A 22,419-nucleotide genomic window follows, 5' to 3' on the forward strand; every position below is an offset into this window, starting at 1 on the left:
GGGGGGTCCACTGGAGCTGCGACGGCGCGGCGGGTGTTGGCGACGTGGATGCGGGGGGGGGGGGGGGGGCGGATTTGGCGGGGGCGGAGGCGGGAGTTGGAGTTTTCAATTCCGCGCCAGCCTTCAGGTGAGCGAGCGAGGCGTCGCTGGTTTCAATGCGCATGAAGGGCGCGCCGGAGGGAACGATGTCGCCGGCACGGCAAAAGACTTCACGCACGGTGCCGTCGCAGGGGGCTTCCCACTCAAAGACGGATTTGTCGCTTTCCAGTTCAGCCGCTTTTTCTCCTTTCTTCACGGAGGACCCGGCAGCGACTTTGATGTCGATTACGGTCAATTCGCTGACGGTTGCGCCCATGGAGGGGATCGGCACGTCGATAAGAAATGTGTCCATCTGAAAAGCCCCCGGTTTGCTACCCCAAGCGCTTCAGGTCAAGGGCGCGTCACAAACGAAATTGTTTTCACCTGCATGGCATATGCGGAGACAAGGGCATTAAGATGAGGGGATTAATGGTCTTTGGGGGCATATTTCTTTTGTGGCAAAAAGTCTGGCGCGGGCAACGGCGGCGCGGGGTTCGCGCATTTTTGCAATGTCGCGGGCGGGGGGTCCACGCTCCGCTTGCATCGCGTGCAAGGGCAGGGTAACTCCTGCGCATCATGTTTCAGGTGACGTTTTCCGAACAGGCTCTAGGCGAGTTGAAAAAGCTCGATCCGCTCGCGCAGTTGGATGCCGTTGATCCGCTGGCCAACCTTCATCCCGAGGAACTCGCCCATCCGCGCGAGCCGTTGGGCCGTTTCGCCCGCGATGGCAAAACTCTCTACCGGCTGCGCTCCGGCGGGCATCGTGTTTATTTCGAGATCCGCGGTGAGGACGGTTTGCACGTCATTTACATCCTGCCAAAAAACTCCCTCGAAGATTTCCTCCTGCGCAACAAACTTCCCGTTTCCGAGGAGCAACTGGTGGAGCAGCATTCCAAATTCTGGAAATACCTCGAAGCGTTGACCAAAAAAAACTAACCCCCCGATCACTCTTCACCGACTCACACCATGTCCCTTCCTCCTCCGCCCAACGGGCCCCACTACGACGAAGATTCTCCCTACCATGTGTCACAGGCGAGCCGGATTTATTTCCTGCCCAACTTGATGACGGCGGGTAACATTTTTTGTGGTTTCGGTGCCATCATCCGCTGCGTGCAGGCCAATTTTGCCGCCAAGATGAGCGATGGCTCCGTGCTGCCACCCGAGGCGATTGAATTCTACAAACATGCAGTGTGGCTGATTTTTGGCGCGATGGCGTTCGACATGCTGGATGGGCGTCTCGCTCGCATGGGTGGCAAGGAATCGCTCTTCGGCGCCGAGTTTGATTCGCTGGCCGATGTCGTGTCCTTCGGCCTCGCGCCAGCCCTCATGATGTTTTTTCTCATCATGTCCCCATCGCAGGGCTACCCCATCTTTCAAAACATCGGCTGGCTGATCGGATTCATTTACCTGCTCTGCGCGGCAATTCGTCTGGCGCGTTTCAACGTCATTACGCACCCCCTCCTGCAACGCTCCGAAGTTTACAGCAACAAGGACTTCATCGGCCTGCCGGTCCCGGCGGCGGCGGGCACCGTGGGCGCGCTCGTGCTGTTCCTCCTCCACCTCGCCGCCCAAGACAAAAGCCTGCATCGCTGGGCCGCCTTCAGCCTGCCCTTCCTGTTGCTCCTGATCGCCATCCTCATGGTGAGCACCGTGCGCTACCCCAGCGGCAAACAGATCGATCTGCAAACGCGCACGCCACTCATCACGTTCCTGCTCTTCGGCATGGTGACGGCGGCGGTCATCATGTTCAAAGAAATCGGCATGCTCGTCTGCTGCCTCGGCTACATCTTTTTTGGTTTTGGCCGCCATATCCAGCGCACCCGCAAGGCCCGGCGCATGCGTCGGCAAATGAGCCAAAAAACCCTGTGAACCATCCTGCGAACAACCGCCCAATAACTCACCCACAACTTTTCCGCTGCGAACAACCCGGCCTTTTTTCGACCCAATCCCAGCATTTGCTCACATCCGCCAACGCCTCGTTTCACGAATGAAAACCTTCCAGTTATCCCACTTTTTCGCAGCCCCTGATAAGATGATGAACATATACTATTGAAAGAGGTATTCTTTCCTCTTTGTTGGCATCTTTCAGAAAACCATACCTTCACCGCTCACCAACCATCCTTCCCCCCTTACTTCAACAGGACTCATGAAATTCAAGATCAACCGCGATCACTTCAGCAACGGACTCGCCCAAGTCCTCAACGTCGTTGGCTCCAAAGCCACCATGCCCATCCTCAGCAACGTGCTGATCGAGGCGGAAAAGGACTACATTTCGCTGACCACCACCAACCTTGACCTCGGCATCCGCTGCAAGATCAAGGCCGAGGTCAAGGAGCCCGGCTCCGTGACGCTCCCCGTCAAGCGCCTCGCCACCATCGTGCGCGAACTCCCCAGCGTGGATGTCGCCTTTGACGGCGCGGCCAACCATCAGGTCAAACTGACCTCCGGCGGCTCCACCTTCAAAATCATGGGCATTGGCAAGGACGAGTTCCCTCCCCTCCCCGAGTTTGGCGACGACCGCAGCTTCAATCTCAGTCAGGAAGAGCTCACCACGATGCTCAAGAGCGTTTCCTACGCCCAGTCCACGGACGAGACCCGCTACATCCTCAACGGCGTGTATTTCAATTTCCGCGACGCCAAGCTCACCCTTGTTGCGACCGATGGCCGACGCCTCGCCCTCACCTCCAAGGAAATGGAAATCCCCGAGGAATCCGCCGGTGCCATCATTCTCCCGGCCAAGACCGTCGGCGAACTGCTCCGCATGCTCGGCAAAGGTGCCAAGATCAAAATCGCCTTCAACGATCGCCGCGCTTCCTTCGAGATCAGCACCGAGGGCGAAGACACCGGCTTGGTGGATTCCATCTATCTCTATTCCAAGGTCGTGGAGGGAAATTATCCCAATTACCAACAGGTTATTCCCAAGGAGACTCACCAGCGCATCAAGCTCGAGCGCGAACTCTTCGCCGAGTGTGTGCACCGCGCCGCCCTCGTCTGCTCCGACAAGTCCAACCAAGTCCGGATCAAGCTCAGCACCAACCTCCTTGAAATCACTGCGCAAAGCCCCGATTTCGGCGAAGCGCACGAATCGATGGCCATCGCCTACAGCGGTCCCGACCTGCAAGTCGCGTTCAACCCCGCGTTCGTCATGGACCCGCTCAAGGCGCTGACCAAGGACGAGGTGTTTTTCGAGCTGAAGGACGAAGTGAGCCCCGGCGTATTCAAGACGCTCGAAAGCTTCATCTGCGTCATCATGCCCGTTCGCCTCGGCTAAGTTTTCCAAGCGCGCGTTTTTGTAGGGGCTTCGCTTGCGAGGCCCGCGTTTTTGTCGAACGAAACACATTTGCCAATTCGCGGGCATCCCATGACGGTCGATCCTCTTTATTTCGTTTACGGTGCGATGATCGCCTCGCTTGCGATCATGCAAATTAACCAGCGCCGCGTGTCGCCCATGCTCGCGATCGTCAACCGGTGGTTGCGCCTGCTCATATTTTCACTGGGCGGGGCCGTGGTGATACGAGGCTTGGAGTGGACTGACCGACCGCTGCCGGCCCTCGCGCTGGCGTTACTGCTCGTGTGGTTTTTGGGCGACACGATCTACAGCTGGCTCGCAATCAAGGCGCTCAGCCTGAGCACGCTGCCGGTGTTTCCCCGCTTTTCGGTTAACTCAAGCGGCGAGGAATGGCCCACCGATCCCCGGTTCCTGCGCGTGCGTGACTGGTTGCGACGCGAGGGGTTTAAGCAGGTGCAGTCCTTGCGCGCCGAGATCACTCCCAACCTGCCGCTGCGCACATCGATTTATCAGGACGCCGAGGCCCGCATCCGCCTGCAAGTCAGCTTCCTCCCGCAGCAGGCGTCGGCGATTGCGATGTGCCTGCAATTTGCCAGCAACACGACCGGCGGCCAGCGCATCGTCACGGACAACCTTTTTCTGCCCTTTGCCGGATTTTTGTATCTGCCCGTAGTCGGCTTTAATCCGGAAAATTGGGTGGTGCATCGCCTGCCCTTGTGCCGGTCGCCACAAAAACTCCTGGCGCATCATCAAGAGCGTCTCGCGCGAGTGGGTGACGCGTCCTGTCCCTGGACCACGGAGCCGCTCAGCGACCTCACCGGCCAGCAAATCGAACTCGAACAGATCAACACTGAACTCGGTTTTTTGTTTCCGCCCCGCGACCGCGAGGAACACGGCAAGATCACGTACGAAGGCCGCTACCGGGTGTGGAAGGAATGTTGTTTTCTCAACTACTTTGGCCGCGCCGGGCGACTTGAATAACGATAAACCGTAGCCATTTCATACTTGGTAGGGAGGCCTCTCCGAGGCCTCCGTCGTGTGTGGTCTGAAAATGCCAAATTCGCAGGTAATTGAAGCGTGGTTTCGGAGGCCTCGGACGGAGCGCAGCAGCGCGGAGATGGCATCGCCAAGGGCGATGGCCCGAAGGGCTGCCCTCGGCAGAGGGCACAAAGGCCTCACTACCGTTAAAACGACAGCTATATTTCAAGGCCCTCAAGTCCCCCCTGACATCACCTTTCGGTTACGCCTTTGCCAAAGGATGCGAAAGTACGCGCCTTGACCTCTCCCGTCCTTTGTCAGCTATTGGCGCGATGAAAAAACGCATCGCTCTAGGATTGATGGCATTGACTGCGAGTCTGTTGTTCGCCGCCTGCGGTCAGAAAGAGAGCACTTCACCTTCTGGCGCTGACCAGACGGCGCCCAAACCCGGAGCCCGCAAGATTATCGTCGGGCTGGACGACAACTTCCCGCCAATGGGCTTCCGCAACGAACAAAACCAGATCGTCGGGTTCGACATCGACATGGCCCGCGAAGCCGGCAAACGCATGGGAATCGAGGTCGAGTTCAAGCCCATCGACTGGAGCGCCAAGGAAGCCGAACTCAGCGGCAAGCGCGTTGACGCTCTCTGGAACGGCCTGACCATCACCGAGGAGCGCAAAAAGAAAATCGGTTTCACCACGCCCTACATGGAAAACCACCAGATCATCGTGGTGACCACCAAGTCGGGCATCAAAAACAAGGCCGGCCTCGCTGGCAAAACCGTCGGCGTGCAGGAAGGCAGCAGCGCCGTGCAGGCCGTTGAAAAAGACGCCGATGTCCGCAAAACCTTTCGCGACCTGAAAGCCTTTGGCGACAACGTCACCGCCTTGATGGACCTGAGCGCCGGTCGCCTCGACGCCGTTGTGGTCGATGAAGTGGTTGGCCGCTACTACACCGCGAAAAAACCCGCCGAGTATGTCGTGCTCACCGAACACTTCGGCACCGAGGACTACGGTGTTGGTACCCGTAAAGACGATACCGAGCTGCTGGGCAAACTCCAGAACGCACTCGATGCGATGAAACAGGACGGCACTTCGGCCCGCATTGCGAAACAATGGTTCGGCGCCGACATCATCAAGTAAGCACGCGCATTCCTTAACAGGCGGGTATGGAATACGTTATCAGCATTCTGAAGCCGCTGCTCGAGGGCAGCACGGTCACGCTCAAGCTGTTTTTCATCACCTTGATCCTGTCCGTGCCGCTGGGCCTGCTGCTGGCTCTGTTGCGCATCTCGCGTTTCCCCGCCGTCAGCCTGGCGGTCAACGGCTACATCTGGCTCATGCGCGGCACGCCGCTGATGCTCCAGATGTTGTTCATCTATTTTGCGCTGCCGTTTGTACCCGTAATCGGGATACGCCTGCCCGATTTCCCCGCCGCCGTCGTGGCCTTTGCGCTCAACTACGCGGCTTACTTCGCGGAGATTTTCCGCGCCGGTATTCAGTCCATCGACAAGGGACAATATGAGGGCGCCCGCGTGCTCGGTTTCAGTTATCCGCAAACGATGCGCCGCATCGTGTTGCCGCAGATGGTCAAACGCATCCTGCCTCCGATGAGCAACGAGACGATCACCTTGGTGAAGGACACCTCGCTCATCTACGTGCTCGCGCTCAACGATCTGTTGCGCGCGGCGCGGGGTATCGTGCAACGCGATTTCACGACGTCGCCATTCATCGTCGCCGCCGCCTTTTATTTGCTCATGACCTTGGTGCTCACTTGGGGTTTTCAACGTCTGGAAAAACGCCACGCCGTCTATGACTAAACCCATGATTGAGGCCCGCGAGATTCGCAAAAGCTTCGGTTCGCTCGAAGTGCTCAAGGGCGTGTCTCTACGCGTGGACGAGGGCGACGTGGTGGCGATCATTGGTCCGTCGGGTTCGGGCAAAAGCACCTTTCTGCGTTGCCTGAATCATCTGGAAACAATCGACCGCGGACACATCGACGTTGAAGGCGACAACCTTGTTTCGACCGACGCCGCTGGCGTTTGCCGCTACGTTCGCGAATCCGAATTGCGACGCATCTGCGCGAGGATGGGCATGGTGTTTCAGCACTTCAATTTGTTTCCGCACATGACGGTGCTGCAAAACGTGATCGAGGCGCCGATGACGGTGACGGGAATGCCGCGCGAAGAGATCTTGCCCAAGGCCGAACTTCTCCTGCGCAAAGTTGGTCTCTGGGACAAACGCGACAGTTATCCCTCGCACATTTCGGGCGGCCAAAAACAGCGCGTGGCCATTGCGCGCGCGCTGGCAATGGAACCCGACATCATGTTGTTCGACGAACCAACTTCCGCGCTCGACCCCGAGCTGACGGGCGAGGTGTTGCGCACCATGCGCCAGCTCGCCGAGGAGCGCATGACAATGCTGGTCGTTACGCACGAAATGGCCTTCGCCCGCGAAGTCGCCAACACCGTGGTTTTTATGGACCAAGGCGAGATCATCGAATCCAACGCCGCCGCCGATTTCTTTGCCAACCCCGTGCACAAACGCACACGCGCCTTTCTGGACAACATGCTGTAACGGCATCTCCCCCTCCCCCCCCCCCCCCCCCCTCCTCGGTAGAAAAAGCTCCCTCAGGCACGCGCAACCTGTTAGCGACTGCGACCCATGACACGCGTATTTGTATCCGGTTGTTACGACATACTCCACGCCGGCCACGTGCAGTTTTTCCGGGAAGCCCGGGCACTCGGCTCTCACCTCACCGTTTCCTTCGCCTCGTCCGAAGTCCTGTGGATTCACAAACACCGCAAAAGCTCCCTGCCCGACGAGCACAAAGCCGCCCTCATCGCTGCGCTCGACATGGTCGACGAAGTCGTCATCGGACGCGGACACGACGAAGGCATCGATTTCCGTGAGGACTTTCTCCGCCTCCGCCCCGACATCCTCGCCGTGACCGAGGACGACAAATACGCTCCCCTCAAACGCGAACTCTGCGCCCAAGTCGGCGCGCGTTACGTCGTGTTGCCCAAAACCCCGCCGCAATTCACGCCCATCTCCACCACTGAAATCGTCCGTTACATCCGCGCCCCGCAAGAAGCCCCCCTGCGCGTGGACTTCGCCGGTGGCTGGCTCGACGTCCCCATGTATGCCCGCGCTGGCGCGAGCGTCGTCAACTGCGCCATCTCCCCCACCGTCTCGCTCCGAAGCTGGCCCTACGAACGCAACGCCGGACTCGGCGGCAGTGGCGCCTGGGCCCTGCTCAACGGCAAGGACGGCGTCGATGCCGAACTCGGTCTCGGCGTCGGCTGGCAAGACCCCGCCATCATCAGCGAAACGGGCCTCTGCGTATGGCGCAGCGGACCCAGACCCCAACTGGAAATCAAAACCGACGGCGAAATGCTGCGCGGACGCATGGCGCTTTACTGGACTGGCGCTGCGCACGACACACCCGGCTCTGTTGGCATTGCGCGCAACTACGACGCCATCGAATGCGCCGGACGCACCGCGCGCGACGCCGTATGGAATTCCAACTACACACAACTCGCCGACGCCGTCCGCCAGTCCTACGCCGTGCAACGCGCCGAAGGCATGGACCCGCTTCCGGGTGACCCCGCCGCCCCCCCCTCCCCTGCCCTTTCGTCCGGCGGTCTGCCTGGCGCGCTCGCTTGGAAATACTGCGGCGGCGGCCACGGCGGCTATGCGGTGTATCTCTTTGCTGACCAAGCCTCGCGCGACCACGCCTGCACCTTGTCTGGCTTTCGCGCGATCGAACCCTATTTGAAAGCAGACTAACCCACTGCCACCACACACCACTCATGGCCGACTTCCTCGAAGAAACACCCGCCTCTCAAAACAAGCGCTGCGAACGCGCCCTCCTCATCGGCGTGCAAACCCCGCAGATGCAACCCGGCGAAGGCGAGGAGCTGCTCAACGAACTTCAGGAGCTCGTTGAAAACCTCCACATCGGCGTCGTTGACCGCGTCCTCGTCAACCTCCGCAGCCCCACGCCCGGCACCCTCCTCGGCAGTGGCAAAACCGAGGAACTCATTGCGCAGGCCAAAGCTCTCGAATGCGACCTCATCGTAATCGACGACCACCTCTCGCCCGCCCAGCAGCGCAACTGGGAAAAACTCTCCGAAATCGCCGTCATCGACCGCGAAGAAGTCATCCTCGACATCTTCGCCGACCGTGCCCAAACCCGCGAAGCCGTCCTCCAAGTTGCCCTCGCTCGCATGGAGTATTCGCTCCCCCGCCTCACCCGCGCCTGGACGCACCTCTCGCGTCAACGCGGCAAAGGCAAGATGGGTGGCGAAGGCGAAACCCAACTCGAACAAGACCGCCGCCTCGTCCGCGACCGCATCACGCGCCTCAAAAAAGAACTCATCGAAGTCCGCAAACAACGCACCGTGCAGCGCCACAAACGCCAGCGCGTTCCCGTGCCCACCGCCGCCATTGTTGGCTACACCAACGCCGGCAAATCCTCCCTCCTCAACACGCTCACCGGCGCCGCCGTTCTCGCTGAGGACAAACTCTTTGCCACGCTCGACCCGACCACCCGTCAACTCCTCCTGCGCGGCAACCAAAAACTCCTCGTCACCGACACCGTCGGTTTCATCCGCCGCCTCCCGCACGGTCTTGTCGAAGCCTTCAAAGCCACGCTCGAAGAAGCCATTGTAGCGGATTTCCTGATACACGTCCTTGATGTCACTGCGCCCAACGTCGCTGCGCACCACGCCACCACGCTCTCCGTGCTCAAGGAACTCGGAGCCGACGAAAAACGCATCCTCACCGTCTTCAACAAAACTGACGCTGCCGACGAACCTCACCTTGCCCGTGCCCGCCAGCTCGACCGCAACGGCATCTTTGTCAGTGCCCGCACTGGCGACGGCCTGCCTGCTCTCGTCGATCACTGTCTGGAACTCATCGCTGACGCCTTTGGAAGCACCAAACTCTTCATTCCGCACAGCCGCCACGATGTAATCGCCCGTCTGCACGCCATCGGCCATATCCAGTTTGAGGATACGCGCGACGACGGCGTTTACATCGAAGGCCGTTTCCCTCCTGCGCAAAAGGGATTGTTCGCCGCGTTTGAAGTAAAGTAGCATTTTGCAGATGAATGCCACGCCTTCCAATCCGTTGACCAACGAGCCTTACCGCCCGGCCCGCCTGCCATTGGAGAAACTGGACTGGGGTCGCCTCGTGCCCGCGCTAGGCAAGGCCAACCGGGCCATTGCCCATTACGACGGCGTGCTGCGCAGCATCCCCAACCCGGCGATCCTGCTCTCGCCGCTCACCTCCAACGAGGCTGTCCTCTCCTCCAAAATCGAAGGCACGCAAGCCACCTTGCAAGAGGTGTTGGAATTTGAAAGCGGTGCCGACCAGCCCGACCCCGAACGCCGGGCCGACATTCACGAAATCCTCAATTACCGCAAAGCCCTCCACGCCGCGCAGGAATCCATCGGTCTTGGAGAAAAACCGCTGCATCTCGGAACCCTGCAAAATGTGCACTCCATCCTGCTCAATAGCGTACGCGGGCATGACAAGGCGCGCGGCCAGTTCCGCATCACGCAAAACTGGATCGGCCAGCGCGGAACCAACATGGGGCAGGCACGTTTCGTCCCGCCGAGTCCGCTGGAGTTGCCCGACGCGTTGACCAACTTCGAAAATTACCTGCACCACGAGGAGAGCGATCCGGTTGCGCAACTCGGCATCGTGCATGCTCAGTTCGAGATCTTGCATCCCTTCCTTGATGGCAACGGACGCGTGGGTCGCATCCTCATTCCTATTTTCTTGTTCGAGAAAAAGGTGTTGGGCAGTCCCATGTTTTACCTGAGCGCTTATCTCGAAGCGCATCGCCAAGAATACTACGACCGCCTGCTCGGCGTGACGGCCAATGGCGATTGGGAAGGTTGGTTGTTATTCTTTTTCGAAGCCATGCGTGCCCAAGCCGACGTCAACGCCTGCAAGGCAAAGGAAATTTTGGAGTTACGCGACTCCCTCAAACACAGCATCCCCTCGACCCGCTACGCCATCGAAGTGCTTGATGCGTTGTTTCAATCCCCGATTTTCAAACAAGCGGACTTCATGCAACGGTCAGGAATTCCTGAACCTTCAGTGAAAAGATTAATGCGGGAGTTACTGAAAAATGGCATATTAACGACTTTGTTGCCAGGTGGAGGTCGGCGAGCCGCTGTTTTTGGGTTCCATCGACTTATGGAAATCGTTGATAGAATTGATTTTTAGAAATTCACATAATTTACTTACTGATTTGTGACTCATTTCCTAGAGACAAAATCCGTTGTGACTCAAAAAAGCTGATTTTTGAGTCACAACGGGTTTTGAGGATCATTTGATAACCACAAAATCGGTTGCGGATCGAAAATCGTGTTTTTTGATCCACAACGGGTTTTGAGGATCATTTGATACTCACAAACCCTGTAGCGGTCCGAAAATCGCGTTTTTTGGCCCACAAAAAACGTAGCGGTCCATTTCCTGACCACAACGAACATCGTGCTTCCTCCCCCCCCCCTCCCCGCTTGCTCACGTTCAACCCACCGCATGCCGTTTTTTTCGATACTTGAGTGGCGTGAGGCCAAGTTTTTTCTGAAAGACGGTCGCCATATATTCCGGTGAACCGAAGCCCGCTGCCTCGGCCACCTCGGGGATCGGGCGGTTGGTCTCGGCGAGCAACACCTTTGCCCGCTCTACCTGCACGTGACGAATTTGATCCGCCGGCGTGCGGCCCATGACGTGCAAAAAATGCCGTTCCAATTTGCGTCGTGACACGCCTGCGTGCTCCGCCACCTCGTCCACCAGCAGCGGACGCCCGGCGTTTTCGCGGATATAACCGAGCGCACTCGTGATGACCGGGTTGGTGATCGCCAGCGTATCTGTTGACTGCCGCGTGCGCACGCCGACCGGCGGAACCAACGTGCGCCATTCGCGCGCCGGGATGCGTTTGCCCGCCAGCAAACGCCCAAGGCGTTCCGCCGCTTGGTATCCAATTTCCTCCCACGCATGGACGATTCCTGAAATCGGCACGTAGCCGACCTCGCTGAAAATCTCGTCGTAAGCCAGCAACAGCAAGGCCACTTCCTCCGGCACTTTGAGCCCCACGCGCCGGCATGCGTGTATCACCTCGCGCCCTACACTCCATGAAAACACGGCGACCGGCTTTGGCAGCGAACGCAGCCACGCGCCCAGCGCATCGATATCGATGCTCCAATCCGGCGCGCCCCATGCGCGATTTTGTGCTTCGTAGCTTGCGCACTCCTTGATGCCCGCCGCGCGCAACGCACCCGTGAAATAGCGATGAGTCTCCCGGTCCCATTCGTTGCCCGCGAGGTCAATGTAGGCGAAGTGCGTGAACCCGCGTTCCGTGAAATGTTCCACCGCCAGTTCGCACGCCGCCTTGCGATCAATGCACACCTGCGGAAAACCCTGCATCGCAGCCCCCCCCCCCTTTTTGTCGCGGTTGCCACTGTCGAATCGGAAACATTGACGACGGGCACTCCGTATTTCCGGAGTTGCGCTGCCATTTTGGGAAACCGGATGTCGGCGATCACGCCATCGCCTTGCCATCCGTGCGGCAGTGCGAGCGGATCAGCGGAACCGTGGGGTTCGACGAGCAGATTCCACGGCGATGCCAACATGCTTTTGTAGCGATTGATCCCGAGGATAATGTGTCGCGTCCACTGACACGCCGTGTCGATGAGCAGGGCAACGTCGAGGTCAGTCTGGCGGCGGGAATTCTTCATGTCTCGATCAACACACAAGGTGACGATGATTACTCTGCGGAGGGTGATTCAGGCAGACGGGAGGGAAAGTTACTTCATCACGGCCAACATGGCTGCATCCCCTGCGCAAGCGCGAGCCATTTTCTTTTTCAGGCAGTATGGATGGCATCGCACCAAAAAGGATGTGTCGTATTTTTGAAGAAAAAAGACGCGATTTTACGTAGAACGAAAAATCGAGAACTGATACTCTTGGGCAATACCAACCATCCCCAAGATGTCTATTTCCCTACTCTCAACCATTTCTTGGTATCCGTTCCACCATTTCGATTTCCGCGCGCTCTCCGCGGCGTGCCGGATTTCAACCGCCGCACCGCGCACCGTGGTTAACCTGACCAGTCCCCCCCCCCCCTCCCCCGCCCGATTCCGCGCCTTCACGCTGATCGAACTCCTCACTGTCATCGCCATCATCGGCATTTTGGCCGGTATCCTGATTCCAGTGACAATCTCTGTCCGTGAATCCGCCCGCGCCGCGCAGTGCAAATCCAACCTCCGCCAGATCGGCGTGGCCACCCAGCTCTATCTTACCGAGAACAAACAGGTCTTTTATCCGCACAGCACAGGTGGCACCTCTTGGTATCGTTACCTCAACCCCTACATGAAGAACCGCACCGTCAGCAGCGGCACATATGCCCGCGACTACATGCTCTATTGTCCCAATGTCCTCTCTGAAGGACTGCTCCCCGAGAAGAAAGACTGCACCGGTTACCTCAAAAACGCCAATCTCGGCGTCCTCGCAAGCAGTCCCGTTGTCAAACGCGTCACCGACGCCTATCCGCTCTCCCGTGTCATTGTCTTCTGGGAAGACTCCCACACTTACAACAACAACTACAGCAGCGATGGAGGCTGGCCCAACAATGGCTATAACGCCGACGGCACCTCTGCGGGCAGCAGCGCGGGCAGTTGGTATCGCCTGTCCTTCCGCCACAAAGAACGCGGCAACATCCTTCTCCTCGACGGTCACATCGCCTCCCTCAAACCCGGCCCCAATCGCAACGCAAAAGACTACCCCGAATGGCTCTGGAGAGGATTTTTCGACTACCCCGACGTCTCCATCCCGTCCCTCTAACCTGTCCTCCTCCCCCCCCTCTCTCCGTTCACGCCAGTCACCAAACAACCCAGCAGACAACCCATGAAACACACGACAAACACATCACTGCTTATTGCCGCACTCGGTTTTCTGTCCACCGCACTTCAGGCGGACACGATCTACAATCTCGCCACCGCAAACATTGAAGCACCGGGCCAAAACACCTATGTTGCCACCACCGCGCAAGGCGGTCAGGGCGGCGGACTCTCCTGGGGCTCCGGCAAACTCGTTTTCACGCACGGTGGCACATCGGGAACCAGCGGGGACTATTTTTTCGGGAAATTCACCCCCCAGATTCTCAGCAACGTTGGTGACGTCCTCACCCTCAACTTTACGGCGACAGTCACCTACCCCGGCACCGCGCCAACCGGAGACCAACTCTTCCGTTTCGGTTTCTTCAACACAGGCGCCCTGACGACAGAAGCATTCACCAATCAGACAGGATACCGTGTGGATTTCGGCACCACCGGAGGCGCCAACAGCGGTTTCCGCGAACGCACCGGAAGCACTTCCAACCTCTTTGCCAGCGCCCCGACTTCTCCCAGACTTAGTGACCAGACCAATTCGGACTACAGCTTTGTCATTACCAGCGGCACCGCCTTCTCCGGCTCCCTTTCGCTGGAACTTCTGGAAAACGGCTCCGTAAAACTGACGACTCAAGTCGGCAACCTCACCTCAGTCACAGCCACGGATGCGACGAATGCCTTCACCACATTTGACACCTTCTCATTCTACTACGTTCGCGGCCTCGGGACAGGTGCCAACACGGTCACCTTCGATTCCCTGTCCGTTGCGTTTACCCCCGTTCCCGAGCCATCCACCGTCGCTGCCCTGTGCGGACTCGCCGCGTTGCTCGCGACCATCGCCATCCGCCACCGCTAGTTTCCCTCCCCCCCCCCCCCCCGGACATCAACCCATTCATGGACAGCGAAGTCGCGCCCGGCGCACTTCGCTCTCTCCTTTTTTGTAATTCTTTCATCGATACATATCCCATGTTTCTCCGCCGCCGTGTTTCCCCCTGCTTCATCGTGCTCGCACTGTCAGTCCGAGCCCTGTTCGCGGCCACCGCACCCGGCGCCATCGAACTCGCCGCACCAGGTGTTGCCCTGCGTGCCGATCGCTGGGATCGCATCACGATCAACACCCCCCAAGGCGACACCCTTCTCACCCTCAACGGCTTTGCCCTCAGATGGCGTCCCTCGCTTGTTGCCGACGGCGGCACCCTTCGCCAACTAGCCAACCCCGATGGCTCCCCCGCCCTCGAAATCACCTACCAGTTTCCCGCTCCCCCGTCCTCCGTCGCCGCGGCCTTCCCGCTTCCCAAACTCACCGGACGCTTCACGCTGCGACCCGGACGCGTCGATGTTGTTTTCGATGCCACCGGCGTCCCTCCCACGGTTCCTGATTCCATGTCGGAACCCGGCGCGCCCACCGTCCCCGCCACCCTCGGAGCCAGCACCTTCGGACGCGTTTTCGGATCCGCCTGCGAAGAAATTTCCATGCTCAAACTCGGTGTCTGGAAGCGCCACGAACACGGAGGCCTGCCATCCGAATACCCCGACGGACGCCTCATCCGTTACCGGATCGGCGGCAACATCGTCAGCTTCGCCTTTGAGGGCAGCGGCGACCTGTGGCGTGATTCCCGCCACCAGACGGCCGGGCTTCGCAAGGTCTCAGATGACCATTACGCCGCCTCCTTCGCCATTCTCATCACTCCCGCATCCGAAGACTGGCCTCCAGAACTCATTTCCGCACGCAAACATGGCCGCCCCGTCGGCCTCAAAATCAGCACCACCAAAACCTGGAACTGGTGGACAACCGCCACGCCCGCCGACCCTCTCGCCCTCGATATCGCTCTCGCCAACACCACCTCCAGGCAAACCCCGCTCCCTGTTGTCGTGAAACACTGGATACGCGATTACGCAGGCAACATCGTCTCGCAAGCCTCCCGCAATCTCGCGTTCGCTCCTGGCGTACTCCACCGCGAACGCATCCCCTTCGCCCCGTCCCCCGCCTCTATCGACCCCACGCGCGACCTGTTTTTTTCCGAAGTCTCCGTCATCGACAAAACCACCGGCAAAGAACTCGCCTTTGACCGCCTCCACATCGCCCTCCTTCCCTCGCACGAATTCAAGTCCACGCCCGACGACAGCATCGTCGGCCTCTCCGCTTGGTGGCCCATCCCCGACGAAACCCAGATCAAACGCATCATCCAACGCACCGGCGTGCGCTGGCTGCGCCACGGCAGATCGGACGAATTCCCCAACGTCACCGCCATCCTCCACGACAACATCGACTGGAAAAAAGACTACACCCCCGCCGAACGCGAAGCCTGGATACGCAAGGAAATCAAACGCTGCCTCGACCAAGGCAACCGCATCTGGGAGTTCAGCAACGAGATCAACTTCGCCGGCTTCAACATCGGCCTTGCCGATACCATCAAAGGCCGCGAACGCCGCGAACGCCTCACCAAATACATCGACTGGCTCCGCGAAATCCGCCGTATCCAGAAAGAACTCGGTCCGCCCGCCTCCGACATCAAGCTCCTCAGCACCGGACTCGCCGGCATGGACGTGCCCTTCATCGAGGGTCTCCACCAACTCGGTGGCTGGGACTTGCTTGACGGCATCGCCCTCCACCCCGGACGCGGCAACTTCGCCGTCGATTACCCCGTTTACGATCCGCCCGCCAAAATCGAAACCTGGGACGATTGGAGAAACTGGAAATTCGGCGCCCACGGCAGCTATTGGAATTTTTACGGCTCCGTCATCACCGCCAAAGCCCTCATCAACCGCTACGACGCGCAAAAACCCGTCGCCGACCCCACGCGCAAAACCCTCTGGCTCACCGAAGTGTATGCGCCCGGCCACCCCAACAGTTGGTGGGAGGATACCCCGCGTGTCGGCGGCGAAAACGCCATCCTCACCCTCGCTCTCGCCAAAGCCGAAGGTGTTAAAGCCGCCTTCTGGTATCAACTCTACGACTCCGTCTGGCACAATAAACTCGGCGTGGATCCCACGGACCGCGAATTCTCCTTTGGCCTCATCCAGCGCAACCTCAGCTTCAAACCCTCCTTCATGGGATTCTGCACCGCCGCCGAAGCCCTCGACCAAGCCGTATTTCGTGGATGGATACAGTTCCCTGCGGCCTCCAACGCCAAAACCCGCGGACTCCATTTCGACACACCGCGCGGCCCCATGTCCATTCTCTGGGATCGCAGCGAAGGTTACATCCTCACCAAAAAATCCGAACCTTTCCCCACGCCCGAACCGTGGATCGAAAATTGGAAAAAGACCGCTGCCGTCACCCTCCCCGCCGTCGGTGCCCATGTGACGACCCGCAACGCCATTGGCCAGACACAAACACTCCCGGCATCGGGAGGTTCCACCACCCTCAAACTTACCGGAGCTCCAACGATCGTTTATGGCCTCGACACCGGGAAGCTCACCCTTCGCAAATAAAAAGACCGCAGCAGTCTTACTGCTGCCGACAACAAACGCCGGGTAAAATCAACCCGGCAGTCACTTCCTCTCTCCCAATGACCCTCGACTCCATTGGTTATTTCCGCACCCCCTCCGATGCCCGTTTCATTCCTGTCGGGGCCAATTACTGGCCGGCCTCGTGTGGTGTGGAAATGTGGCAGGTGTGGCCGGAGGATGAGATTTTTGCCGATCTCGATCTCATGGCTTCGCTCGGATTCAACACCGTGCGCTTCTTCGTGCGCTGGCCGGATTTTGAACCGCGTCCGGGCGAATATGATGCCACCATGTTGTCGCGCTTGTTGCGACTGCTTGATGCGTGCGTCGAACGCGGATTGCGTCCGCAGCCCAGCCTCTTTGTCGGCTGGATGAGCGGCGGGACTTTCTGGCCGTCATGGAAAACGGATACACAAAACCTCTTCGCCGATCCTGGCATCATCGAACGCGCCGCCGCTTACGCCCGTACCATCACCACACACCTCAAACCATTCGCGGCGCACCTTTGCGGTATCGACTTGGGCAACGAACTCGACGCCCTGCCCGACTCCTCCGCCGCCACCCCGGCGCAAGTCCGCGAATGGTGCCGCCGCATGACCGGCGCCATCCGGGATGTGTTGCCCGATGCGTTGATTCTCTCCGGTTGCGATCACCAGCAGGTCATCGCGGATACAGGCTGGCGCCTTGGCGACAGTGGCGCGGGCGTCCCGCCCGCATGTAGGGGCGTCGCTTGCGACGCCCGCGCTCGCGATTTGATGCCGGGTTCTGCAAACGCGGGCTTCGCAAGCGAAGCCCCTACATGCGGACACGACGCCCGCGCTACATCCGCCGCCCAGCCTGGCATCGATGTGCTCACGATGCACGGTTACCCCGTGCCGACGTGGCATCCGGTGCCGTGTGGCGGATTGAGCGATCCGCTCACGCAGTCGTTACTGCCGTTTTATGTGAAGTGCGCGCGCGCGTTCGGACCGGTGATGTTGCAGGAGTTTGGCACGATTCTTACCTCGACGGCGGCGGCGTCGCACGCGGACGCATATCTGCGCGCCATCCTGCCTGCGTGTCAGGATGCCGGGGCGAATGGTTATCTTTGGTGGTGTTTCAAGGACATCCCGGCGCGGGTGCATCCGTATTTGAAAAACCACTTCGAGAGTCAACTCGGACTTGTGGATGCGGAAGGCCGCGTAAAGGCGGGGTTGGAGTATTTTGTGGAGTTTGCGCGGGCAGCCAGGTTCGCCGTTGCGGGCTTCGCAAGCGAAGCCCCTACGGTTCATTTGTATTGGCCGCGTCATTACTACCTGCGCGACAATCCGCAAAATCCCGGCAACGATGCACGCGAAGTTTCCCGCCGCCTCATCATCGCCGACCACCTGCTCCAGTCTGCCGGCGAACGCGTGGGAATCGTGCGCGGCGACCGGACGATCCCGGAAGGGGTTGGGCGCATTGTCATCGCGGGTGCATTTCTGGCGCTCGATGAAATCGAGGCGCTCCAGAGTTGGGTTGAGCGCGGTGGGCAATTGCTCTGGCACGGGCCTGATCCTCTCAATTGGGCTGGTGCGATGACGCGTGTCGTCGGAGCGGAGATTGCGGATTATCACGCGGTCACGCCGACGGTGGTCGGGTTGGATGCGGGGGATGCGAATGGTTCGTGTTTTCGGTTCACGTGTTATCCGCGTGGCATTCGTTTGGAAGTCGTGTTGCGCGGCGCCCGCGTTCTTGCCGCGGATGAGGAGGGGCATCCGCTTATTCTGCAACGCGAACTTGGCGTCGGTGCCGTCACGAGTGTTCTGGCGGATGTGGAGGGCAGCATCCTCGATCAGTGGCTGTGCTCCACGGACGCAACCCACCACTGGAGCGCGTGGTATGCCGCTTGGACGGAAAAAACCGGCAGGCGGGAAAATCACTCAATGGGTGGTCAAACGGCACAAACAGTGCTTCTTAATCAATAAGCTATGAAAACCTCCATCTTGATTCTGAGTCTGGTCCTTGGGTTGTTTGCCGGCGGGTGCATGTCGCAAAAATCATTGAGCAAAGACTGGGTTGGTCGTCCTGGAACCGAATACCTGGCCGAGAATGGTTCGCCAAAAGATCGCGTGCCGGGCGTGGGAGATAGTTCCACTTGGGTTTACGAAACGGACCGCCAGATCATCACTCTCACCGTGGACAATCTGGGCATCATCACGCACGTGACTTACAAGAAGCGTTGAGCGGATTGATTTATCCTCACGCAGAGATGCGGAGGCGCGGAGAAATGCATTGAAGTTTTTTGCGTCATCAGGGCCGCAAAGCTTCGTCTGCGGGAGGTGTTGGCGTGGTTTTGACCGGCGCGGGTTCGAGGCGGTTGGCTCCGGTAAGGCTGCGGAAAAGTCCGCGTGGGCCGTATCGGAAAATCCATTCCGGGTCCATCAGAGTGCCGGTGAGTTGGAATTCCAAGGCAGTCGAAAAGGGCGAGAGCACCCAGTCCGCCGCCGTGCCAAAGATGCCGCCGCTTTTTTCGTAGGGATGCAGCCGGGCGCGGAAATCAAGGCGTCCGTCTTCCATCATGATCGCGCCTTCGGTGCGCACTTCGGCAGAGGGGCCGCTGAAGCTGAGTTCGCTGAATTTCGCCTGCCGGGATTGGATGACAAATTTGCCGTGGCCTTTGTCGAAATCGAAGGAGGTGAAGCCGAGTCCGGCCGCCTTGAGCAGCGTCGAGAGGTGCCAGAGGAGGCTGACGTTGGCGAGTGGGGCGTCGCGGATGTCGGCTTCGCCCGCGCCTTCAAAGGCGAGCAGGTCGGCGAGGGGGCCGGAGCCTTTGAGATGGAGGTTGAGCCGGCCTCCTTTGAGGCGGGTGTTCACGGCTTGGGCAATGTCGTCGCCAGCGACGGCAGCGTTAGCACCTGCAACGTTGCTAGACTTGGCGTTTTTAGCCGGAGGAAGGGAGGGGGGGGGGGGGGGGGGGACTGTCGCGTCGGGCGGCTTGGCGCGCTGGATGGCTTGGTTGATGGTGAGGACAAATTCCGCGAGGTCGGCGTCGCGCAGATGTTGGTCGATGGCGAGGTGTCGTCGGCCGGGAGGGCCGGTGAGGGTGGCAGGGCCTTCGAGCGTGCCTCCGGCGAGACCAAGTCGGAGGCGGGGAAGGTTGATCGTGGCGTCGTTGATGGAGGCGGCGAGGGAGAGGTCGCGCAGAGGGAAGTCGTGCACGGTAAAGGGTCCGGTGGCATCGGCTTCGAGGGTGAGTTGGTAGGTGGCGGCGGTTGTTGGTTGTTGGTTGGTTGCTGGTTGCTGGTTGGCGGCGGGAGGCTGGTGGATGTGGCCGGTGGCGTGGAGACGGGGGGGCGTTTCAAATTTGAGGACGGCGAGTTGGGACGTGGCTTCGGATCCCAGAAGGGCACCGACGAGGGGGAGCGGGAGGGTGCTCTGGACGTCGAAATGCATCGTTTCCCACGGCTCTCCGATGGAGGGCAGGCGGAGGTCGAAGCGACCGGTGGCGGTGTAACCGGCGCGCTCACCGTGAAAGTCGAGGATGTCGTACCAGGTGGGACGAATGAAGATGCGGGTGTGGAGTCGGTCGAGGTCCACGCCGCGGAGGTTAACCACGTCACCAGCCACGCCGACCATGACATGCACGCTGTGCGGGTCGCGCCAGTTGCCGCCCACATCGACGTCGGCGGCGGCGGGAATGGGGCCGAAGCCAAAGTCCCCCCAGAAGTCCTGCCACCAGTCGCCAAACCAGCCGCTGATGGCAGGGGGACGGAGGTGGCCGGTGAGGAGGAAACGGAAGTCGAGGGTCTGCGCATCCATGGTGTAGCTGCCGCGGGCGGTGCTGTCGTCTTGTTGCAGGGTGATGTTGTGCGCGACGAGGGAGCGGACGCCGTCCCAGATGAAGTGTCCGGTGGCGAGGTTGAAGGGGACGTTGCCGGCAATGACGTCGCGGGCGTGGAGGTAGCCGGTGGCGGGTCCGATCAGGCCGCCGGGGGTGATCTGAACGCGGGCGGTGAGAAGCGCGGGATGGGTGAGCTGGAGGAGGCGGTTGAGGGGTTTTTGGACGATGCGGCTGAGGGCGTCGAGGGTCTCGGGGGTGAGGGTGCCTTGCGTGGCAGTAACGCCGTCGAGAGCGTCCATGCGGCCGTCGTATTGGGTGCTCCATGTGGTGTCGAGCCAGCGGGCGGCGAGGGTGGCGTGGAGGTGGCCGCCAGAGAGCGGACGGAGGGTGAGGCGGGCGGAATGGGCCTCGGCTCCGTGCGAGGTGATGTGGTCCACGCTGGCGTTGATTTTTATCTGTTCGAGGGGATAGGCGGTTGTTGGTTGCTGGTTGGGGTGAGGGATGGCGGCTGACAGGTGCTGGAGGAGGGAGGGCGCGGTGGCGTCGATGGTGACGCCGGTGCCGGAGCCGAGGCCGGCGAGGTCGAGCGTGTCCATGGTGAGGGTGGCGGCGAGAATTGGGGGCGTGCCGGGTGTGGTTGGGTCGAGAGGGAGGGTGACGCGCGCGAGGACCTTGCGCGCGTGGATGCCTTGAAGGGCGGGGAGGGCGGGAATGGGGTCCGCGTAATGGGCCTCGGGCATGAGGGCGGTGAGGATGAGGGTGCGGTGATCGAGGGCGAGGTGCGTGACGAGGTCGCCGGTGGCGCGGAATTTACTGGTGAAGGTGACGAAGTGGCGGGCGGCGGGGATGGCGCCGGTGAGGAGGCGGCGGAGGGCGGCGGTGCTAAGCTGGCCGGAGGGCGGCTCGGCGGGGGCGTCGAGGTCGAGGGTGCCGCTGGCGGTGAGGGTGACGCCACCGAGGCGGGCGCTGAGGCCGTGGATGTCGATATGGCGGCCGCTAAGACGGACGGAAAACTGGGCGTTTTCCACGAGGGGTTCGGCGACACCGCTGGGGGAGACGACGGCAGGAAGGAGGAGGTTGACGCCGGTGGCTTCGACGCGGAGGTCGCTGCGGCGGGTGATGAGCCAGCCGGGGTCCACGCGGATGAGAAGGGAGCGGGCGGTGAGGAGGGGTTCGGAGATGCGGGCGTCGGCGAGGCTGACGTGGTCAAGGACGATGACGCCGCCGGGGTCGAGGGTGGCGGTCTTGAAGTTAAGGTCGAGGCCTTGGGCGGCGATGGCTTTGCGGAGCTGGTTGCGGGCGAAGTCGGGGAGTTCGATGTTGCGGCCAACGAGGAGGAATATCTGGAGGGCAAGCGCGGCGCCGAGGATGAGCCAGAGCATCCAGCAGAGGAGGCCGGTGATGCCGTGCCAGCAGTGGCCGATGGGTGTGCGTCGCATGAGAAGGCCCCTAGGAAGCCGAAAAAGCCGGGAGGCGGGAAGCTGAATTTGCCTGCCGACGCCGCAGCCCAAACCTCAACCCCTAAACACACTTTTAAACCACTAATGGACACTAATGGGCACTAATTTGAGAAGCAGGGAGGGGATTTGATTAGTGTCCATTAGTGGTTTAAAAATCATCCGTTTTTCGTGTGTTGCGTGGGTAACCCTTCGTTGGTTACTCCGTCCGGGTCAGGGCGGCAATTGCGTCGCGTGCGGAAACTTCGTCGCACACCACAAAATCCGGCGGCGTCAGAACCTCCCAAAACGCTGCGCCGGAAAACAGGCCAGCCGCCGCGGCTCCCGGAATGCCGCGCTTGACCATGACCGAATGCAAATCGTGCGCCGGGAATGTGCGCTTCAATTCACCCGCCATGCTCATCAACGACACCGCGGGCAACTCAACCATGATCCACGTCACCGCCGCCTCCCCCCCCCC

General features: G+C 60.2%; 20 protein-coding genes and 1 pseudogene. 16 read left to right on the plus strand and 5 right to left on the minus strand.

Annotated features, from left to right (window positions below):
• Positions 1 to 391 (minus strand): biotin/lipoyl-containing protein (locus tag OBACDRAFT_RS09880; protein ID WP_043585198.1); only part of this gene is annotated, 391 nt, incomplete at its 3' end.
• A gap of 263 nt (positions 392 to 654) precedes the next feature.
• On the opposite strand from OBACDRAFT_RS09880, the gene OBACDRAFT_RS09885 reads away from it, so the two are divergent.
• The 10 genes from OBACDRAFT_RS09885 to OBACDRAFT_RS09930 all read left to right on the plus strand — a co-directional run bounded on the left by OBACDRAFT_RS09885 (position 655) and on the right by OBACDRAFT_RS09930 (position 10,584).
• Positions 655 to 1,014 (plus strand): type II toxin-antitoxin system RelE family toxin, encoded by a 360-nt coding sequence (locus tag OBACDRAFT_RS09885; RefSeq protein WP_043585200.1) that lies wholly within the window; start codon positions 655 to 657, stop codon positions 1,012 to 1,014.
• A 30-nt stretch (positions 1,015 to 1,044) separates the two neighbouring features.
• Entirely contained in the window at positions 1,045 to 1,947 is a 903-nt protein-coding gene (gene pssA / locus OBACDRAFT_RS09890; protein WP_043585202.1) for a CDP-diacylglycerol--serine O-phosphatidyltransferase, read from the plus strand.
• Positions 1,948 to 2,224: 277 nt separating this feature from the next.
• On the plus strand, positions 2,225 to 3,349 hold the full coding sequence (gene dnaN, locus OBACDRAFT_RS09895; RefSeq protein WP_043585204.1) for a DNA polymerase III subunit beta: 1,125 nt from the start codon (positions 2,225 to 2,227) through the stop codon (positions 3,347 to 3,349).
• Positions 3,350 to 3,439: 90 nt separating this feature from the next.
• Positions 3,440 to 4,348 carry a hypothetical protein gene (locus tag OBACDRAFT_RS09900; RefSeq protein ID WP_043585206.1) on the plus strand — a complete coding sequence of 303 codons (909 nt, stop codon included), beginning with the start codon at positions 3,440 to 3,442 and terminating at the stop codon, positions 4,346 to 4,348.
• Positions 4,349 to 4,677: 329 nt separating this feature from the next.
• A complete protein-coding gene (locus tag OBACDRAFT_RS09905) occupies positions 4,678 to 5,487 on the plus strand; it encodes an amino acid ABC transporter substrate-binding protein (RefSeq protein WP_043585208.1) in 810 nt (269 codons plus the stop codon).
• Between the two features lie 26 nt (positions 5,488 to 5,513).
• Complete coding sequence (locus tag OBACDRAFT_RS09910) at positions 5,514 to 6,164, plus strand: amino acid ABC transporter permease (protein WP_043585210.1); 651 nt, start codon at positions 5,514 to 5,516, stop codon at positions 6,162 to 6,164.
• 4 nt (positions 6,165 to 6,168) lie between these two features.
• Positions 6,169 to 6,921 carry an amino acid ABC transporter ATP-binding protein gene (locus tag OBACDRAFT_RS09915; protein WP_043585212.1) on the plus strand — a complete coding sequence of 251 codons (753 nt, stop codon included), beginning with the start codon at positions 6,169 to 6,171 and terminating at the stop codon, positions 6,919 to 6,921.
• 87 nt (positions 6,922 to 7,008) lie between these two features.
• Positions 7,009 to 8,133, plus strand: coding sequence for an adenylyltransferase/cytidyltransferase family protein (locus tag OBACDRAFT_RS09920; protein WP_043585214.1), 1,125 nt, complete (start codon positions 7,009 to 7,011; stop codon positions 8,131 to 8,133).
• Between the two features lie 23 nt (positions 8,134 to 8,156).
• Positions 8,157 to 9,443, plus strand: coding sequence for a GTPase HflX (gene hflX, locus OBACDRAFT_RS09925; RefSeq protein WP_043585216.1), 1,287 nt, complete (start codon positions 8,157 to 8,159; stop codon positions 9,441 to 9,443).
• 10 nt (positions 9,444 to 9,453) lie between these two features.
• Positions 9,454 to 10,584 carry a Fic family protein gene (locus OBACDRAFT_RS09930; RefSeq protein ID WP_052361622.1) on the plus strand — a complete coding sequence of 377 codons (1,131 nt, stop codon included), beginning with the start codon at positions 9,454 to 9,456 and terminating at the stop codon, positions 10,582 to 10,584.
• 303 nt (positions 10,585 to 10,887) lie between these two features.
• On the opposite strand, the gene OBACDRAFT_RS09935 is transcribed toward OBACDRAFT_RS09930, so the two are convergent.
• Complete coding sequence (locus OBACDRAFT_RS09935; protein ID WP_232766964.1) at positions 10,888 to 11,769, minus strand: substrate-binding domain-containing protein; 882 nt, start codon at positions 11,767 to 11,769, stop codon at positions 10,888 to 10,890.
• Positions 11,770 to 11,882: 113 nt separating this feature from the next.
• A pseudogene (locus OBACDRAFT_RS31225) lies at positions 11,883 to 12,098 on the minus strand (xylose operon transcription regulator XylR); the annotation flags it as partial.
• Between OBACDRAFT_RS31225 and OBACDRAFT_RS31230 the strand changes: the two are divergent.
• From OBACDRAFT_RS31230 to OBACDRAFT_RS09960, 6 genes are all read left to right on the plus strand, one after another.
• Positions 12,097 to 12,276 carry a hypothetical protein gene (locus OBACDRAFT_RS31230; RefSeq protein ID WP_198529876.1) on the plus strand — a complete coding sequence of 60 codons (180 nt, stop codon included), beginning with the start codon at positions 12,097 to 12,099 and terminating at the stop codon, positions 12,274 to 12,276. The pseudogene OBACDRAFT_RS31225 and the gene OBACDRAFT_RS31230 sit on opposite strands and share 2 nt — an antisense overlap.
• 180 nt (positions 12,277 to 12,456) lie before the next feature.
• Positions 12,457 to 13,203 carry a type II secretion system protein gene (locus tag OBACDRAFT_RS25250; RefSeq protein WP_232766968.1) on the plus strand — a complete coding sequence of 249 codons (747 nt, stop codon included), beginning with the start codon at positions 12,457 to 12,459 and terminating at the stop codon, positions 13,201 to 13,203.
• 63 nt (positions 13,204 to 13,266) lie between these two features.
• Positions 13,267 to 14,106 carry a PEP-CTERM sorting domain-containing protein gene (locus OBACDRAFT_RS09945; protein WP_043585218.1) on the plus strand — a complete coding sequence of 280 codons (840 nt, stop codon included), beginning with the start codon at positions 13,267 to 13,269 and terminating at the stop codon, positions 14,104 to 14,106.
• A gap of 110 nt (positions 14,107 to 14,216) precedes the next feature.
• The gene (locus OBACDRAFT_RS09950) at positions 14,217 to 16,685 is read left to right on the plus strand and encodes a hypothetical protein (protein WP_081721948.1); all 2,469 of its coding nucleotides are present in this window, start codon (positions 14,217 to 14,219) and stop codon (positions 16,683 to 16,685) included.
• A gap of 77 nt (positions 16,686 to 16,762) precedes the next feature.
• The gene (locus tag OBACDRAFT_RS09955) at positions 16,763 to 18,646 is read left to right on the plus strand and encodes a glycoside hydrolase 5 family protein (RefSeq protein ID WP_112787773.1); all 1,884 of its coding nucleotides are present in this window, start codon (positions 16,763 to 16,765) and stop codon (positions 18,644 to 18,646) included.
• A 3-nt stretch (positions 18,647 to 18,649) separates the two neighbouring features.
• On the plus strand, positions 18,650 to 18,904 hold the full coding sequence (locus tag OBACDRAFT_RS09960) for a hypothetical protein (RefSeq protein WP_043585220.1): 255 nt from the start codon (positions 18,650 to 18,652) through the stop codon (positions 18,902 to 18,904).
• Positions 18,905 to 18,971: 67 nt separating this feature from the next.
• Here OBACDRAFT_RS09960 and OBACDRAFT_RS09965 read toward each other — a convergent pair whose 3' ends face one another.
• A complete protein-coding gene (locus OBACDRAFT_RS09965; RefSeq protein ID WP_052361629.1) occupies positions 18,972 to 21,941 on the minus strand; it encodes an AsmA-like C-terminal region-containing protein in 2,970 nt (989 codons plus the stop codon).
• A 217-nt stretch (positions 21,942 to 22,158) separates the two neighbouring features.
• Positions 22,159 to 22,419, minus strand: a 261-nt coding sequence (locus OBACDRAFT_RS28140; RefSeq protein WP_157837010.1) for a hypothetical protein, incomplete at its 5' end; no start/stop codon positions are given.

The organism is Geminisphaera colitermitum TAV2 (genome assembly GCF_000171235.2).
GTDB lineage: Bacteria > Verrucomicrobiota > Verrucomicrobiia > Opitutales > Opitutaceae > Geminisphaera > Geminisphaera colitermitum.